The 14,671-nt window shown below is 74.1% G+C and carries 15 protein-coding genes; 11 read left to right on the forward strand and 4 right to left on the reverse strand.

From position 1 onward, the window contains the following. Positions 1-19 precede the first annotated feature (19 nt). The 3 genes from alaS to mltG all read left to right on the forward strand — a co-directional run bounded on the left by alaS (position 20) and on the right by mltG (position 4,633). Positions 20-2,680 carry an alanine--tRNA ligase gene (gene alaS / locus CFP66_RS31430; RefSeq protein WP_094928853.1) on the forward strand — a complete coding sequence of 887 codons (2,661 nt, stop codon included), beginning with the start codon at positions 20-22 and terminating at the stop codon, positions 2,678-2,680. Then, entirely contained in the window at positions 2,677-3,102 is a 426-nt protein-coding gene (ruvX, locus tag CFP66_RS31435; protein WP_369805218.1) for a Holliday junction resolvase RuvX, read from the forward strand. The genes alaS and ruvX overlap by 4 nt, the downstream gene beginning before the upstream one ends. Positions 3,103-3,280: 178 nt before the next feature. Beyond that, on the forward strand, positions 3,281-4,633 hold the full coding sequence (gene mltG, locus CFP66_RS31440; protein ID WP_233159876.1) for an endolytic transglycosylase MltG: 1,353 nt from the start codon (positions 3,281-3,283) through the stop codon (positions 4,631-4,633). 40 nt (positions 4,634-4,673) lie between these two features. Here the strand turns inward: mltG and CFP66_RS31445 are convergent, their stop codons facing one another. Then, a complete protein-coding gene (locus CFP66_RS31445; protein WP_233159877.1) occupies positions 4,674-5,543 on the reverse strand; it encodes a spermidine synthase in 870 nt (289 codons plus the stop codon). A 162-nt stretch (positions 5,544-5,705) separates the two neighbouring features. On the opposite strand from CFP66_RS31445, the gene CFP66_RS31450 reads away from it, so the two are divergent. Both CFP66_RS31450 and aroC read left to right on the forward strand, forming a co-directional pair. Beyond that, positions 5,706-6,389 carry a prepilin peptidase gene (locus tag CFP66_RS31450; protein ID WP_094928854.1) on the forward strand — a complete coding sequence of 228 codons (684 nt, stop codon included), beginning with the start codon at positions 5,706-5,708 and terminating at the stop codon, positions 6,387-6,389. A 12-nt stretch (positions 6,390-6,401) separates the two neighbouring features. Beyond that, on the forward strand, positions 6,402-7,571 hold the full coding sequence (aroC, locus tag CFP66_RS31455; protein WP_094928855.1) for a chorismate synthase: 1,170 nt from the start codon (positions 6,402-6,404) through the stop codon (positions 7,569-7,571). A 268-nt stretch (positions 7,572-7,839) separates the two neighbouring features. Here the strand turns inward: aroC and CFP66_RS31460 are convergent, their stop codons facing one another. Continuing rightward, the gene (locus CFP66_RS31460; protein WP_094928856.1) at positions 7,840-8,163 is read right to left on the reverse strand and encodes a hypothetical protein; all 324 of its coding nucleotides are present in this window, start codon (positions 8,161-8,163) and stop codon (positions 7,840-7,842) included. Positions 8,164-8,902: 739 nt separating this feature from the next. Here CFP66_RS31460 and CFP66_RS31465 point away from each other — a divergent pair. The 3 genes from CFP66_RS31465 to aroQ all read left to right on the forward strand — a co-directional run bounded on the left by CFP66_RS31465 (position 8,903) and on the right by aroQ (position 11,188). Then, positions 8,903-9,523, forward strand: a complete 621-nt coding sequence (locus CFP66_RS31465; protein ID WP_094928857.1) for a shikimate kinase — start codon at positions 8,903-8,905, stop codon at positions 9,521-9,523. A 139-nt stretch (positions 9,524-9,662) separates the two neighbouring features. Beyond that, on the forward strand, positions 9,663-10,745 hold the full coding sequence (gene aroB / locus CFP66_RS31470; RefSeq protein WP_094928983.1) for a 3-dehydroquinate synthase: 1,083 nt from the start codon (positions 9,663-9,665) through the stop codon (positions 10,743-10,745). Then, positions 10,742-11,188 (forward strand): type II 3-dehydroquinate dehydratase, encoded by a 447-nt coding sequence (gene aroQ, locus CFP66_RS31475; RefSeq protein WP_094928858.1) that lies wholly within the window; start codon positions 10,742-10,744, stop codon positions 11,186-11,188. The genes aroB and aroQ overlap by 4 nt, the downstream gene beginning before the upstream one ends. Positions 11,189-11,207: 19 nt before the next feature. Here the strand turns inward: aroQ and CFP66_RS31480 are convergent, their stop codons facing one another. Next, complete coding sequence (locus CFP66_RS31480; RefSeq protein WP_094928859.1) at positions 11,208-11,432, reverse strand: DUF6458 family protein; 225 nt, start codon at positions 11,430-11,432, stop codon at positions 11,208-11,210. A gap of 57 nt (positions 11,433-11,489) precedes the next feature. On the opposite strand from CFP66_RS31480, the gene CFP66_RS31485 reads away from it, so the two are divergent. The 3 genes from CFP66_RS31485 (at position 11,490) to nusB (ending at position 13,712) form a co-directional block, all read left to right on the forward strand. Beyond that, positions 11,490-12,599 carry a Xaa-Pro peptidase family protein gene (locus tag CFP66_RS31485; RefSeq protein WP_094928860.1) on the forward strand — a complete coding sequence of 370 codons (1,110 nt, stop codon included), beginning with the start codon at positions 11,490-11,492 and terminating at the stop codon, positions 12,597-12,599. A 115-nt stretch (positions 12,600-12,714) separates the two neighbouring features. Continuing rightward, positions 12,715-13,278 carry an elongation factor P gene (gene efp, locus CFP66_RS31490; RefSeq protein ID WP_094928861.1) on the forward strand — a complete coding sequence of 188 codons (564 nt, stop codon included), beginning with the start codon at positions 12,715-12,717 and terminating at the stop codon, positions 13,276-13,278. Further along, complete coding sequence (gene nusB / locus CFP66_RS31495; protein WP_094928862.1) at positions 13,278-13,712, forward strand: transcription antitermination factor NusB; 435 nt, start codon at positions 13,278-13,280, stop codon at positions 13,710-13,712. The genes efp and nusB overlap by 1 nt, the downstream gene beginning before the upstream one ends. Positions 13,713-13,767: 55 nt before the next feature. Here the strand turns inward: nusB and CFP66_RS31500 are convergent, their stop codons facing one another. Beyond that, entirely contained in the window at positions 13,768-14,250 is a 483-nt protein-coding gene (locus CFP66_RS31500) for a transcriptional regulator (RefSeq protein ID WP_094928863.1), read from the reverse strand. Between the last annotated feature and the right edge of the window lie 421 nt (positions 14,251-14,671).

Genomic DNA, 14,671 nt, shown 5'->3' on the forward strand with positions numbered 1-14,671 from the left:
GACCCTTGGAAGCCACACCGTGCAGACCCACGAGATCATCCGTCGTTTCACCGAGCACTTCACGAATGCCGGGCACACGCGCGTGCCCAGCGCGTCGCTGATCCTCGACGATCCCAACCTGCTGTTCGTCAACGCGGGGATGGTGCAGTTCAAGCCGTACTTCCTGGGGCAGGTGCCGCCGCCGTACCCGCGGGCCACGTCGATCCAGAAGTGCGTGCGCACGGGCGACATCGACGAGGTCGGGCGGACCACCCGGCACAACACGTTCTTCCAGATGGCCGGGAACTTCTCCTTCGGCGACTACTTCAAGGAAGGCGCGATCCAGCTCGCCTGGAACCTGGTCACCGGTAGCCAGGACGAGGGCGGCTTCGGCTTCGACCCCGACCGCATCTGGCCCACCGTCTACCAGGACGACGACGAGGCGTTCGAGCTGTGGCGGCGGATCAGCGGCCTGCCCGCGGAGCGCATCCAGCGCCGCGGCGGCGAGGACAACTACTGGGACATGGGCGTGCCCGGTCCCGGCGGGCCGTGCTCGGAGATCTTCTACGACCGCGGGCCCGAGCACGGCCGGGACGGCGGGCCCGCCGTCGACGAGGACCGGTACATCGAGATCTGGAACCTCGTCTTCATGCAGGACGAGCGCGGCGAGCTGTCGCCCAAGAAGGGACACCGGCCGGTCGGCACGCTGCCGAGGAAGAACATCGACACCGGCATGGGCATCGAGCGGGTGGCCTACCTGCTGCAGGGCGTCGAGAACGTCTACGAGACCGACCTCGTGCGGCCGGTGATCGCGCGCGCCGAGGAGTTCTCCGGGCGCCGCTACGGCAGCGACCACGCCGACGACGTCCGGTTCCGGGTGATCGCCGACCACGCCCGGTCCGGCCTGATGATCATCGCCGACGGCGTCACCCCGTCCAACGAGGGCCGCGGCTACGTCCTGCGCAGGCTGCTGCGCCGGATCGTCCGCTCGGCGCGGCTGCTCGGCGTGCACGAGCCCGTGCTCGGCGCGTTCGCCGAGGTCGTGCGCGACACCATGGCGCCCGCCTACCCGGAGGTCCAGACCGACTTCGAGCGCATCTCGGCGGTGATGCGTGCGGAGGAGGAGGCCTTCCTCGCCACGCTGACCGCGGGCTCGCGGATCTTCGACACCGCGGTGGCGGAGACCAAGCAGGCCGGCAACCTGGTGCTTCCCGGCGACCGGGCCTTCCAGCTGCACGACACCTACGGGTTCCCGATCGACCTGACCCTGGAGATGGCCTCGGAGGCCGGCCTGGAGGTCGACCAGGACCGGTTCCGCGCCCTGATGCAGGAGCAGCGTTCCCGGGCGAAGGCCGACGCGGCCAAGCACAAGGTGGGCCACGGCGACGGGTCGGTCTACCGCACGGTGCTCGACCAGCACGGCAGCACCGACTTCCTCGGCTACACCGAGCTCGCCGCCGAGGCCACCGTCATCGGGCTGCTGGTCGACGGTCAGCCGGTCCCGGCCGCGCGGGAGGGTGGGCAGGTCGAGGTGGTCCTCGACCGCACCCCGTTCTACGCGGAGGCCGGCGGCCAGCAGGCCGACACCGGCGAGCTGCGCGGCGCGTCGTTCACCGTGCGCGTCGAGGACGTGCAGTCCCCGGTGGCCGGGCTGCGGGTGCACCGCGGCACGGTCGTCGCCGGCGAGGTGTCGCTGGACGCGTCGGTCGTGGCGGAGGTCGACCGGTCCCGCCGATCCTCGGTGTCGCGGGCCCACACGGCCACCCACCTCGTGCACGCCGGTGTCCGGGGCGCGCTGGGCAACGCCGCCGCCCAGGCCGGTTCGCTCAACGCGCCGGGAAGGCTGCGGTTCGACTTCACCTCGCCCACGGGTGCCGTCGCCCCTGCGGCGCTCTCCGAGATCGAGGACGAGGTCAACACCGTCCTGCAGGAGAACCGCGAGGTCGAGGCCTACGAGACGTCGATGGACGAGGCCCGCAGGCTCGGCGCCATGATGCTGTTCGGCGAGAAGCACGGCGACCGCGTCCGCGTGGTCGACATGGGCGACTACTCGCGGGAGCTGTGCGGAGGCACCCACGTCGGGCGCACCGGCGAGATCGGCATGATCAAGGTCCTCTCGGAGGCCTCGATCGGCTCCGGGGTGCGGCGCGTGGACGCCCTGGTCGGGTTGGACGCGTTCCGGCACCTCTCCAAGGAGCACCTGCTGGTCTCCACGCTCGCCGACCAGCTCAAGGCCCGCCCCGACGAGCTGCCCGAGCGCATCAACGGGCTCGTCGAGCGGCTGCGCACCGCCGAGCGGGACCTGGAGAAGGTCCGCGCCGACGCGGTGCTGTCGTCGGCCGGCGCACTCGCCGAGGGCGCCGAGGACGTCGACGGGGTCGCGCTGGTCGCGGTCGCCGCCCCGGACGGGGTCGGCGGCAACGACCTGCGGGCCCTCGCCTCCGACGTGCGCGGCCGGCTCGGGTCGCGGCCCGGTGTCGTCGCGCTGTTCTCCTCGGACGGCGAGAAGGTGGCGTTCGTCGTCGCCACCACGGCGGCGGCCCGCGACCGGGGGCTCGCCGCGGGGAAGCTGATCCCGGCGTTCGCCTCCGCCGTGGGCGGTCGCGGCGGCGGCAAGCCGGACCTCGCGCAGGGCGGCGGCACCAACCCCGCCGGCGTCCCGGAAGCGGTCGCGGCGCTGCGCGCTGCATTGCGCGCGTGACGCGCGGGCGCCGCCTGGGCATCGACGTCGGCGCCGTCCGGGTCGGGGTCGCGATCTGCGACCCCGACGGCGTGCTCGCCACGCCGCTGGTCACGGTGCCCCGTGACGTCGAGGGCGAGTCCGACCTGCGGGCCATCGCAAGCCTGGTCGTCGAGCACGAGGTCGTGGGCGTGGTCGTCGGGCTGCCGCGTACGCTCGCGGGCCGCGAGGGCGCGGCCGCGGAGGCCGCGCGGGTGTTCGCCGACGCGCTCGCCGGCGTGGTCGACGTGCCGCTCGAGCTGTCCGACGAGCGGCTCACCACCGTGGTCGCCACCCAGCAGCTGCGTGCACGGGGCGTGAAGGGCCGCAAGCAGCGGGCCGTGGTCGACCAGGCCGCGGCCGTCGCGATCCTGCAGGGCTGGCTGGACGCGCACCGCGGTTGACCCGCGAGTGCAGCTGCCGCCGCGGGGCTGGTTACTCTCCGGTCTCGTGAGTCCGGACGGATGGGATCAGCGACCGCCGCCCCGTCAGCGGGGCGAGGGCGGCCGTCATGGTGCTCGTCCCGGGCCACCGCAGGCCCCACCGCACCGCCGGCAGGCGCCGGAGTCGGGCAGTCCCACCGTGCCGGTGCCCGTGGCGGGTCGCCGGGAGCTCCCGCCACCTCCGCGACGCGAGATCGGTCCGCCGTTCGACCGTCGTGAGCCCGCACCGCCGGTGCACCGGCAGGACGCCGGGCCTGCGTCGGATCGGCGCGAGCCCGTGCCGGCTCGGGAGCAGGAGGCACCCGGCTCGTCGGCGCCCGAGCCGGCGCCCGCCTCCCCACGGAGCTCGCGGCATACCGAGAACGGGGCTCCTCGGCGCAAGCGCAGGCGCACGACCGTCGTCCTGCTCGCGCTCCTGCTGCTCGGCGGGATCGCCGCTGGGGGCGCCTACACGTTCTTCACCTGGTTCGCGGCGCCCGACTTCGAGGGCACCGGCGTCGGTGACGTCGTCGTCCAGGTCGAGGACGGCGACTCGACCACCCGCATCGGCAACGAGCTCGTCGACAGCGGGGTCGTGAAGAGTGCGAAGGCATTCACCAACGCCGCGGCGGACGACGAGCGGATGCGCGCCGTGCAGCCCGGCTACTACCAGCTGCGGCGGGAGATGTCCGGCGCCTCGGCCGTGGCGCTGATGCTGGACCCGGCCTCGCGCGTCGGGCAGCTGGAGATCCGCGGCGGTGTTCAGCTCGACGACACGAGCGCCCCCGACGGCAGCGTCGCCCCCGGCGTGCTCAGCCTGATCTCGCAGGCCACCTGCGTCCGGCGGGACGGCGAGGAGCAGTGCGTGTCGGTCGAGGAGCTGCGCACCACCATGAGCGAGACCGACCCGGCGGCACTCGGGGTCCCGGCGTGGGCGCTGGAGGACGTGGCCGAGGCGGAGCCGCGACGTCGCCTGGAGGGCCTGCTGCTGCCCGGGCGCTACGACGTCCACCCCGGCTCCACGGCGGTCGACGTCCTGAGCGACCTGCTGGCCGCCTCGGCCGCGCGACTGGAGGCCACCGGCCTCGTCTCGGGCGCGCAGAGCATCGGTTCCTCCCCCTACGACGTGCTGACCATCGCCTCTCTCGTGGAGAAGGAAGCGATCACCCCGGACATGCCCCAGGTCGCCCGGGTGATCTACAACCGGCTCGGGGCCGGGCGCCGCCTCGAGCTGGACTCGATGGTGAACTACCCGCTCGACCTGCAGGCACTGCGCACCACGGCGGAGGACCGCACGCGGCCCGGCCCGTACAACAGCTACGTGGTCACCGGGCTGCCGCCCACGCCCATCGCGGCGGCGGGCCAGGAGGCCATCGCCGCGGCGCTGGAGCCCGAGGCCGGGCCGTGGATGTACTTCGTGCGCTGCCGGTCCGACGGCACCTCCTGCTTCGCCGAGACCTACGAGGAGCACGACACCAACGTCCGCGAGGCGCGCGCCAACGGCGCCTTCTGACAGCGCCGGGCCCCACGAGGCCCGCCGCGGGATGTCGACCTCAGTCCTCGGGACGGCCGAAGAACCCCGGCGGTGGCATCGGCGAGGGGGAGGTGCTGCGGTCGCCGGGCACGGGCACGCCGTCCGCGAGCCCGCGGGCGTCCGGCCCGGGGAGCACCCGGGCGGGGAACGGGTCGCCCGCCGCACGTCGGACCAGCCCGTCCACCGGGAGCGGCGTCGCGGACGCCAGCAGGACGAGGTTGCCGAACCGCCGCCCGTGCAGCAGCGAGGGAACGGCCATCACGGCGATCTCGGGGAACACCGCTGCGGCCGCCGCCACCTGGCTGCGGGCGAACCCGAGCCGCCCTCCGTCGGCGACGTTCGCCGCGTACACCCCGCCCGGGGCGAGCACGGCCGCCGCGGCGCGGACGAACTCCACCGACGTGAGGTGCGCCGGGGTGCGGGCACCGGCGAACACGTCCAGCACCAGCAGGTCCACCGATGCGGGCGGCAGCCGGGCGAGGGCGGCCCGCGCGTCCCCGACCGTGACCTCGATCCCCGTGCCGTCGGCGGGCAGCCGGGAGCCGACCAGGTCGACGAGGCCCGCGTCCAGTTCGACCACCCGCTGCGGCGAACCGGGACGCGTCGCCGCCACGTAGCGGGCGAGAGTCCACGCCCCGCCCCCGAGGTGCAGCACCCGTAACGGGGAGGTCGGCGGCGCCACGAGATCGACCACGTGGCCCAGGCGGCGGACGTACTCGAACTCGAGGTGCAGCGGGTCGTCCAGGTCGACGTGCGACTGCGCCGTGCCGTCGAGCAGCAGCGTCCACCCCTGCGGCCGGTCGGGATCCCCGACGAGCTCGGCTCGGCCGTGGTCCACGTCCGCGCTGATGACCGCGCGCGCCACCCGGTCCGTCCGTTGCCTCTGCACGCCACGATCCTGCCTCTGCCACGGGAGCGCACGGCATGCGCACCCGGTGCCCAGCGCTGGTTGTCCACCTCGCCCTCCCGCCGTCCACAGCCCGTCGTCGGCTCTGTGCGCGGTGTCCTGTGACGTCGAGGATCGAGGGCGGGCACCGGATTGCGGGGGGTGATGGCCGTGCTGGCGGTCGTGCTGGCGGTGGCGGGAGCGGTGGCGGGGGCCGGGGCGCGGCTCCTGCTGGGTCGGCTGCGCCGTGGCGCGCGGGTGCCGGTGCCGTGCTGCGAGGTCGCGGTGGCGGTGCTCTGGGCGGGCACCGGGCTGGCTCGGGCCGCAGGGCTGCTGCCACTCACCTGGCTACCGGTCCTGCTGGGGCTCGGGTGGCTGGCCGTCGCGGCCGGCGCCGTCGACGTCCTGCACCGGCGGTTGCCCGACGCCCTCACGGTGCCCGCGCTGCCGGTGGCGCTGCTGCTCCTGCTGCCGGTGGGGCCCGCGGCCGTCGTGCGCGGGGCGGCCGGCGCGGCGGTGGCCGTGGCCGTGCACGCCGCGGTGCACCTGCTCGACCGGCGGGCGGTGGGCGCGGGCGATGTGAAGCTCGCGGCGTCGCTCGGCGCCGTCCTGACCGCGGTGGCGTGGCCCGCGCTCGCGGTGGCCGCGGTGCTGGCCGCCGTCCTCACCGCGGTCGCCGGACTGCTCGGCGCCGCGGGTCCCGCCGGTGCCGGCGCGCCTGCCCGCAGGCTCCCGCGCCCGCGCTCCGGGGCAGCCGTGGCGCACGGGCCGTCGATGCTCGCCGCCACCTGGCTGGTCGTCACCTGCCTGGCCGGTGTGGGGGCGGCCGGTGGCTCGGGCGGGGGGTGAGAGAATCTCCCCGTGCTGCGTTGGATCACCGCCGGGGAGTCCCACGGTCCTGCCCTGATGGCCGTGCTGGAGGGCATGGTCGCCGGGGTCGAGATCACCACCAAGGAGCTCGCCGCGGAGCTGGCGCGCCGCCGGCTCGGGCACGGCCGGGGTGCCCGGATGAAGTTCGAGGCCGACGAGCTCGAGGTCATCGGCGGTGTCCGTCACGGTGTCACGCAGGGCGGGCCGGTGGCCGTGCGGATCGGCAACACCGAGTGGCCGAAGTGGGAGACGGTGATGGCCGCCGACCCCGTCGACCCCGCGCTGATCGCCGAACGCGCCCGCAACGCCCCTCTCACGCGCCCGCGCCCCGGCCACGCCGACCTCGCCGGCATGACGAAGTTCGGTTTCGACGACGCGCGGCCGGTGCTGGAGCGCGCGAGCGCCCGTGAGACGGCGTCCCGGGTGGTGCTGGGCACGGTGGCGAAGGCGTTCCTCGCGCAGGCGTTCGACGTCGCGATCGTGTCGCACGTCGTGGCGCTGGGGGCCGTCGAGGCGCCGGAGGGGGAGCAGCCGGGCCCGGGCGACCTCGAGCGCGTGGACGCCAGCCCGGTCCGCGCGTTCACCGACACCGCCACCGCCGAGATGGTCGAGGAGGTCGACGCCGCGCAGAAGGACGGCGACACCCTCGGCGGCGTGGTCGAGGTGATCGCCTACGGACTCCCGGTCGGGATCGGCTCGTACGTGCAGAGCGACCGCCGCCTCGACGCCCGCCTCGCGGGAGCGTTGATGGGCATCCAGGCGATGAAGGGCGTCGAGATCGGCGACGGCTTCCGCACGGCCCGCCGCAGGGGCAGCGCCGCCCACGACGAGATGGTGCCGGGCAGCCCCGTGCAGCGGTTGTCCAACCGCGCGGGGGGCATCGAGGGCGGGATGACCAACGGGGAGCCGGTGCGCGTCCGCGTGGCGATGAAGCCGATCTCCACGGTCCCGCGCGCGCTGCAGACCGTCGATGTGGCCACCGGCGAGCCGGCCCAGGCGATCCACCAGCGCTCGGACGTGTGCGCCGTTCCCGCGGCAGGTGTGGTGGCCGAGGCGATGGTCGCGCTCGTGCTGGCCGACGCCGCGTTGGAGAAGTTCGGCGGCGACTCGCTGGCCGAGACCCGCCGCAACCTGCGCAGCTACCTCGACGCCACGCGCTGACCCCGCCCGGCGGGCGGGCAGGTCCCACACTGCTCTCGCGCCCGGGGCAGGCGCTGGTGTACATCTCGGACGGATCACGGGTCGGCCATCGACGAGGGGCCGTACCCGGCCGGCGTGGTGAGCGCTCTGGTGCGCGGCTGATCGGTGATCGATGCGGGACGCACACCGGGGTGGCGCGACGGTCTCTGGTGCGCGTCTGGGATCGATCATGAGTGGGTGATCGATCCCAACCGCGCGCTGGTGCGGCGACGACCTGGCTGCGGCCGGGTCAGCGCTCCGGACGGCGCGGACCGCGCGAGTGGGGTGCGCCGCCACCGCGGCGGGCGCCGGCGCGGAAGGCGGCTGCGCGGTCGGCGGCTGCGCCGGCCGGGCCGCTCGGGGCGGTGTCGTCCCGGACCGGGCGGACCACCGGAATCTCGCCGGTGGGAGCGTCACAGGCGAACGCGGTGAACGGGGTGCCTGCGCCAGGGCCGCCGGGGGCGCGCAGATGCGGGTCGAGGTGGGCCTGGCTGCGCCGGCGGGGGAGCGGGAGCTGCTCGCGGGCCGGTGTCGGGCCGTCGGGCTGGCGGTGTGCGTCGTCGGGCCGCGTCATCGCCGGCGCCTCGCAGCGGGCGTGGTGGGCCCGGGGCACGCAGCAGCGCGGTGGTGGCCCTGGTGCGCGGCGCTGCCGCCTCGTCCGTCCTCGCCGTGGCTCACCGGCTGCTCCGTTCGTGCGACGTCACGTGTCGTCGTTGGTCACCGTTCGGCGTTGCCGCCGTCCAGTCAGCCTAGTAGATCCGTTGTTCGCGGCTGCGACACCCGCCTGGTCCGCGCGGGCCTCCCGCGCGCTGGAGCGACCACCAGTGTGGTGACCTGCTGTGTGAGCCGCGCACCAGGGCCCTCGTGACCGCGCTCCCGTACTTCTCGCACACGGGCTCGCCGTCATGATCGCCGGGAGTGGTGTGAGGACGACAAATCTGTCGCCCTCACACCACTTTCGCTGATCACGGCCGTCGCGCCCCCTGACCGGTGACCATCGGGCAGGTCGGAGGCGTGTCCACCCTCGTGGTCGGCGGGATCGGGACACCAGATGCAGGGGGAGCGTGTTGCCGAATCGGGGCCCCGGATGCCTGATGGTGATCGCTTCGAGAAGTACCTGACGTCGCCGCGACTGATCAGATCGATCAGCCCGTGCCCGGTCACGCCTCCGGACTCGCGCCCCGCACCCCGCGACGGGTCGCGTGGGGGGAGACGGGGTGCGTGGGCTGGGTGCGGACCGGTCGCTGCCTCGTCCGGCGAACGTCCACCGATACCCCCGACGAGCCTCGGACGGGACGCACTAGCCTGGAGCCGTGCAGGTCGAGAGGCGTCCCACCCTGGTCATCGTCGGTCCGCCGGGGGCCGGGAAGACCACCGTCGGGCGGGTGCTGGCCCGTCGGCTCGGCGTCGGGTTCACCGACGCCGACGCGCTGATCGAACAGCGGACGGGCACGGCGATCGCCGACATCTTCCTCGCCGACGGCGAAGATGCGTTCCGGGCACTGGAGCGCGAGGTCGTGGCGGAGGCGCTGGGCGCCACCCGCGGGGTCCTCGCACTCGGCGGCGGGGCGGTGCTGGCGGCGGAGACCCGCGAGCTCCTGCGGGCGCACCGCGTCGTGCACCTGACGGTCGGGCTGGCCGACGGGCTGCGCCGCACCGGGATGTCCACCGCGCGCCCGCTGCTGGCCGGCGTCAACCCGCGGGCCACGTTCAAGGCATTGCTCGACGCGCGTGCCCCGCTCTACGCCGAGGTCGCCACGGTGGCGGTCGACACGAACCGGCGCAGCGCCAACCAGGTGGCCCGCGCGGTGCTGGAAGCGCTGGGGGAGCTGCCGGCCTCGGCCCCCGAGGACCCGGTGGATCCGGACGACCCGCTGGACCGGCCCACGCCGCACGAGAGCGCGACGCTCCCCGACCCGAGCCTCCGCCCCTGACGACTCCTGACAGCCACCTTGGAGCCGTACTGCTGATATTCGGGCGTCAGAACGGCGGTAAGGCTCCAAGGTGCGAGGGGGAACAGGCAGGTGCGAGTGGGGCCGGGGTGGCGGACCGGTCGACAGTAGGGTGATCGCCGTGAGCGAGACAGTGCGGATCGACGTGGCCGGTGAGCGGCCCTACCCGGTGCTCGTCGGGCGGGGTGTGCGCGCGCAGCTGCCGGCCACGGTCGCCGGGCTCGGTGCGGCTGCCGCGCTGATCGTGCACCAGCCCGCGCTGGCCGAGGTGGCCGAGCAGGTCCGGGGCGAGCTGGAGGCCTCGGGTGTCGACGCGCACCGCGTGGAGGTGCCCGACGCCGAGGACGGCAAGGCGCTGGCCGTCGCCGGGTTCTGCTGGGAGGTGTGCGGGCGCGCCGGCCTCACCCGCGGCGACGTCGTGATCTCGCTCGGCGGTGGCGCGGCCACCGACCTGGCCGGGTTCGTGGCGGCCACCTGGATGCGCGGGGTGCGGGTGGTGCACGTGCCCACCACGCTGCTCGCGATGGTCGACGCCGCGGTCGGCGGGAAGACCGGGATCAACACGCCCGCCGGCAAGAACCTGGTCGGGGCGTTCCACGAGCCCTCGGCGGTGCTGGTCGACCTCGCCGTGCTCGACACGCTGCCCGCGCCCGAGCTGGTCGCCGGCAGCGCGGAGATCATCAAGACCGGATTCATCGCCGACCCGGTGATCCTGGAACGGATCGAGGCCGGCCCCGCGGCCGCGCTCGACCCGGCCGGCCCGGTGCTGCCCGACCTCGTGCGGCGCTCCATCCAGGTCAAGGCCGACGTCGTGGCCGCCGACCTGCGGGAGTCGCACCTGCGGGAGATCCTCAACTACGGCCACACCCTCGGGCACGCCATCGAGCGCCGCGAGGAGTACCGGTGGCGCCACGGCGCGGCCGTGAGCGTCGGGTTGGTGTTCGCGGCCGAGCTGGCGCGGGCCGCCGGGCGGCTCGACGACGCGACGGCCGACCGGCACCGCGCCGTGCTGGAGTCGGTGGGGCTCCCCGTCAGCTATGCCGCGGGTGTGCTGCCCGAGCTGGTGGAGACGATGCGCGGGGACAAGAAGGCACGCGCGGGCACGCTGCGGTTCGTGGTGCTCGACGGCCTCGCGAAGCCGGGCCGCCTGGAGGGACCGGAGCTGGAGCTGCTGGAGCGGGCGTACGGGGCGGTGAGCGCGTGAACCGCGTGTTGGTGCTGAACGGGCCGAACCTGGGACGGCTCGGCACCCGGGAGCCCGCGGTGTACGGCCGCACCACCTACGCCGACCTCGTCGCGCTCTGCGAGCGCACCGGCGCGGAGCTGGGCTGCGACGTGGAGGTGCGCCAGACCAACCACGAGGGCGAGCTGCTCGGCTGGCTGCACGAGGCGGCCGACGCGCAGGCCCCGGTGGTGCTCAACGCCGCGGCGTGGACGCACACGTCGGTTGCGGTGCGCGACGCCTGCGCGCAGCTCACCGCTCCGCTGGTGGAGGTGCACATCACGAACGTCCACCGGCGCGAGGAGTTCCGCCACCACTCCTACATCTCGGGCGTGGCCACCGGGGTGATCGTCGGGCTCGGCGTCGAGGGCTACGTGCTCGCGCTGCGGTGGATCGCAGGCCAGGCCGAGAGCGCGTCCCAGTAGCGCGTCCCAGTAGCGCGTCTCAGTAGCGCGGGTCCGGCGGGCGCGGCGGCGGGTACTCGGCCTCCCGGCGCACCACCGGGCGGGCCTGCCGGGCCAGGACGAGGCTCGCGACCAGCCCGATGACGCCGACGACGGTGAGGATCCAGCCCACGAGCTCCAGGTCGATCCCGGCGAGGTCGACCCGCACCGCGAGGGCCAGGATCAGACCGATCGCGATCAGGCCGATGCTCGATCCGATTCTCATGTCCACGCCTACCCGCTCGCGCGGTGCCTGCAACCCCCCGGTCGTAGGGTGGCGGGCATGATCTCCGCCGGTCCGACCGCCCGCAGGCGCGCGGCCCTGCGCGCGCTGCTGCCCGCCGTGGACGGCGGTGCCGGTGTCGATGCGCTCCTCGTCAGCGATCTGGTCAACATCCGCTACCTCACCGGGTTCACCGGGTCGAACGCGGCGCTGCTCGTGCACGCCGACGGCGACGCGGCGAGCCGCTTCTGCACCGACGGGCGCTACCGGACGCAGGCGGCGGCACAGGTACCGGACCTGGAGACGGTGATCGACCGCGCGAGCGCACTCGCGCTGGCCGCGCAGGTGTTCGCGCCGGGCGTGCGTCGTCTGGGCTTCGAATCCGACGCCGTCACCGTCGACGCCCACGACGCGCTGGCGGCCGCGGCCGAGGGGGTGGCGCTGCACCGGGCGCCCGGGCTCGTGCAGCGGTTGCGGGCGGTGAAGGACGCCGGCGAGGTCGAGGCCCTGCGCCGGGCGTGCGCGGTGGGCGACGCCGCGCTCGCGGACCTGCTGGCCGCGGGCGGCCTGCGTGCCGGGCGCACCGAGCGGGAGGTCGCGCACGACCTGGAGGAACGGATGCGCGCCCACGGTGCCGACGGGCCCGCGTTCGCGACGATCCTCGCCGCGGGGGCGCACTCGGCGGTGCCCCACCACCGGCCCACCGACACCGAGCTGCGGCGCGGTGACCTGGTGAAGCTGGATTTCGGAGCGCTCGTCGAGGGCTACCACTCCGACATGACCCGCACGGTGGTGCTCGGCCCGGCGGCCGGCTGGCAGCGGGAGCTGCACGCGCTCGTCGCGCAGGCCCAGGCCGCGGGGCGCGCGGCGCTGGCACCGGGCGCCGAGACCCGGGCGGTGGACGCGGCGGCCCGCGGTGTGGTGGAGCGGGCCGGGCGCGGCGAGGAGTTCGTGCACGGTCTCGGCCACGGGGTCGGCCTGCAGATCCACGAGGCGCCCGCGCTGGGCAAGACCGCCACGGACGTGCTGGCGGCCGGGATGGTGGTCACCGTCGAACCCGGGGTGTACGAGGCGGGCCGCGGCGGTGTCCGCATCGAGGACACGCTGGTGGTGCACGACGACGGGCCCGAGCTGCTCACGCACACCGCGCGCGAGCTGCTCGAGGTCTGACCGGTATCCTGGTCGACGACGAACGGCGCCGCTCGCGCCGGTTTACCGCAGCACACCCGGCGCGTGACGGCAGCCCTCCGCGCCCGACGACGACAATGCGAGGAGTCAGGCGCACGTGGCGACGACCAACGACCTGAAGAACGGTTTGGTGCTCAACATCGACGGCCAGCTCTGGGCTGTCACGGCGTTCCAGCACGTGAAGCCCGGTAAGGGCGGCGCCTTCGTGCGCACCACGCTGAAGAACGTGCTCACCGGCAAGGTCGTCGACAAGACGTTCAACGCCGGCACGAAGGTCGACACCGCCACGGTGGACCGCCGGGACATGACCTACCTGTACCGCGACGGCGGCGACTTCGTCTTCATGGACGGCGACACGTACGACCAGATCCCGGTGCCGGAGGCCACGGTCGGTCGCGCGGCCGGTTTCATGCTGGAGAACCAGGGGGCGATGGTGGCCTTCCACGAGGGCACCGCGCTCTACATCGAGCTGCCCACGTCCGTGGAGCTGGTGATCTCCCACACCGACCCGGGCCTGCAGGGCGACCGCTCCACCGGCGGCACCAAGCCCGCCACCCTGGAGACCGGCGCCGAGATCCAGGTCCCGCTGTTCGTCACCACCGGCGAGAAGGTCAAGGTCGACACCCGGGACGGGCGTTACCTGGGCCGCGTATCCAGCTGATGACCGACCGGCTGCCGCGGGCGCGCACCAGGGCGCGCAAGCGTGCCCTGGACATCCTCTTCGAGTCCGAGGCGCGCGGCGATGACGCGCTCGCTGTGCTCACCCATCGGCGCGAGACCGAGGACGCTCCGCCGGTCTCGGACTACGCCGGGATGCTCGTGGAAGGCGTCGTGGCGCACCGGGAGCGCATCGACCAGCTGCTCTCCGAGCACGCCGAGGGCTGGACGGTGGCGCGCATGCCCGCCGTCGACCGCACGCTGCTGCGCATCGGGGTGTTCGAGTTGCTGTGGGTCGACGAGATCGACGACCCGGTGGCCATCACGGAGGCCGTCGAGCTGGCTCGCACGCTCTCCACCGACGACAGCCCGCGCTTCCTCAACGGTGTGCTCGGCCGGATCGCCGACATCGCCGAGCACCTGCGCGCAACCCGCTGACCCCGGCCCGTGAGTGGATACGAGTGCGTGAGCACCCGTATCCACTCACGGCTCGTCAGGCGGTGGGACGCGCCTCGGGCGGCAGGACGCCCCAGTCGATGAGCTGGTCGGTGAGCTCGCCGGGCGTCATGTCGTAGATGATCGACAGCGACCGCAGGTCCTCGGAGCGGATCGAGAGCACCTTGCCGTTGTAGTCGCCGCGCTGGCTCTGGATCGCCGCGGCGTAGCGGGCGAGCGGGCCCACCTTGTCGGCCGGGAGCTGCTGCAGGCGCTCGAGGTTGATCACGATCTTGGTGGCGGGCTCGGAGCCCGACGGGACACGGCCCTCGGGAAGCAGCTCCGCGACCGGGACGCCGTAGAAGTCGGCCAGCTCGGCCAGCTTCTGCACGGTGACGGCGCGGTCGCCGCGCTCGTAGGAGCCCACCACGACCGCCTTCCAGCGGCCGCCGGACTTCTGCTCGACGCCGTGCAGCGACAACCCCTGCTGCTGCCGGATGGCGCGGAGCTTGCCGCCGAGCGCCTTGGCGTAGTCGCCCATCTGGCGACCTCCTCACTTGCTGCGCGCCCGGCCGCGGGACCGAGCTGTGACGGTGGTGCAGGTTGGGGCGTGCGCCGGGTCGGCGCCAGCCCTTGCTCTTGAGGTGGTGCCCCCCGCTACCGCGGCCACCCTCGGAGCAATGCTTCGATACGGAGAGTAATCATGCGCTCGCGCCGACGATCGGTCAAGTTGTCGTCCCCCTCCCGGTACCACGGAACGTAGAGACCACTCGAACGGCTGATCGAGCGTCCCCCGCCAGGCGTTACGTCGCGTGCGGCGCGTGCTTGTCGGCCCAGATGTTCTCAGCCGTGCTTGCAGGCGGTGACGGGTGGGGTAGGTGTGGGTGTCCGGGAAGGGTACGGCGTGTGACGCTGGCGATGCCGCGGCGCGGAAACAGGGGGCCGTGCGACGCCCGCTGGTA

This window comes from Pseudonocardia sp. MH-G8 (genome assembly GCF_002262885.1).
Taxonomy (GTDB): Bacteria; Actinomycetota; Actinomycetes; order Mycobacteriales; family Pseudonocardiaceae; genus Pseudonocardia.

What these genes read in the sequence shown, in the direction of transcription:
- CFP66_RS31450 (WP_094928854.1), top strand. Translation starts at nt 5,706, where the DNA reads ATGGCCGTGCTGGCGGTCGTGCTGGCGGTGGCGGGAGCGGTGGCGGGG.
- CFP66_RS31460 (WP_094928856.1), bottom strand. Translation starts at nt 8,163, where the DNA reads ATGACGCGGCCCGACGACGCACACCGCCAGCCCGACGGCCCGACACCG.
- CFP66_RS31480 (WP_094928859.1), bottom strand. Translation starts at nt 11,432, where the DNA reads ATGAGAATCGGATCGAGCATCGGCCTGATCGCGATCGGTCTGATCCTG.
- CFP66_RS31485 (WP_094928860.1), top strand. Translation starts at nt 11,490, where the DNA reads ATGATCTCCGCCGGTCCGACCGCCCGCAGGCGCGCGGCCCTGCGCGCG.
- nusB (WP_094928862.1), top strand. Translation starts at nt 13,278, where the DNA reads ATGACCGACCGGCTGCCGCGGGCGCGCACCAGGGCGCGCAAGCGTGCC.
- CFP66_RS31500 (WP_094928863.1), bottom strand. Translation starts at nt 14,250, where the DNA reads ATGGGCGACTACGCCAAGGCGCTCGGCGGCAAGCTCCGCGCCATCCGG.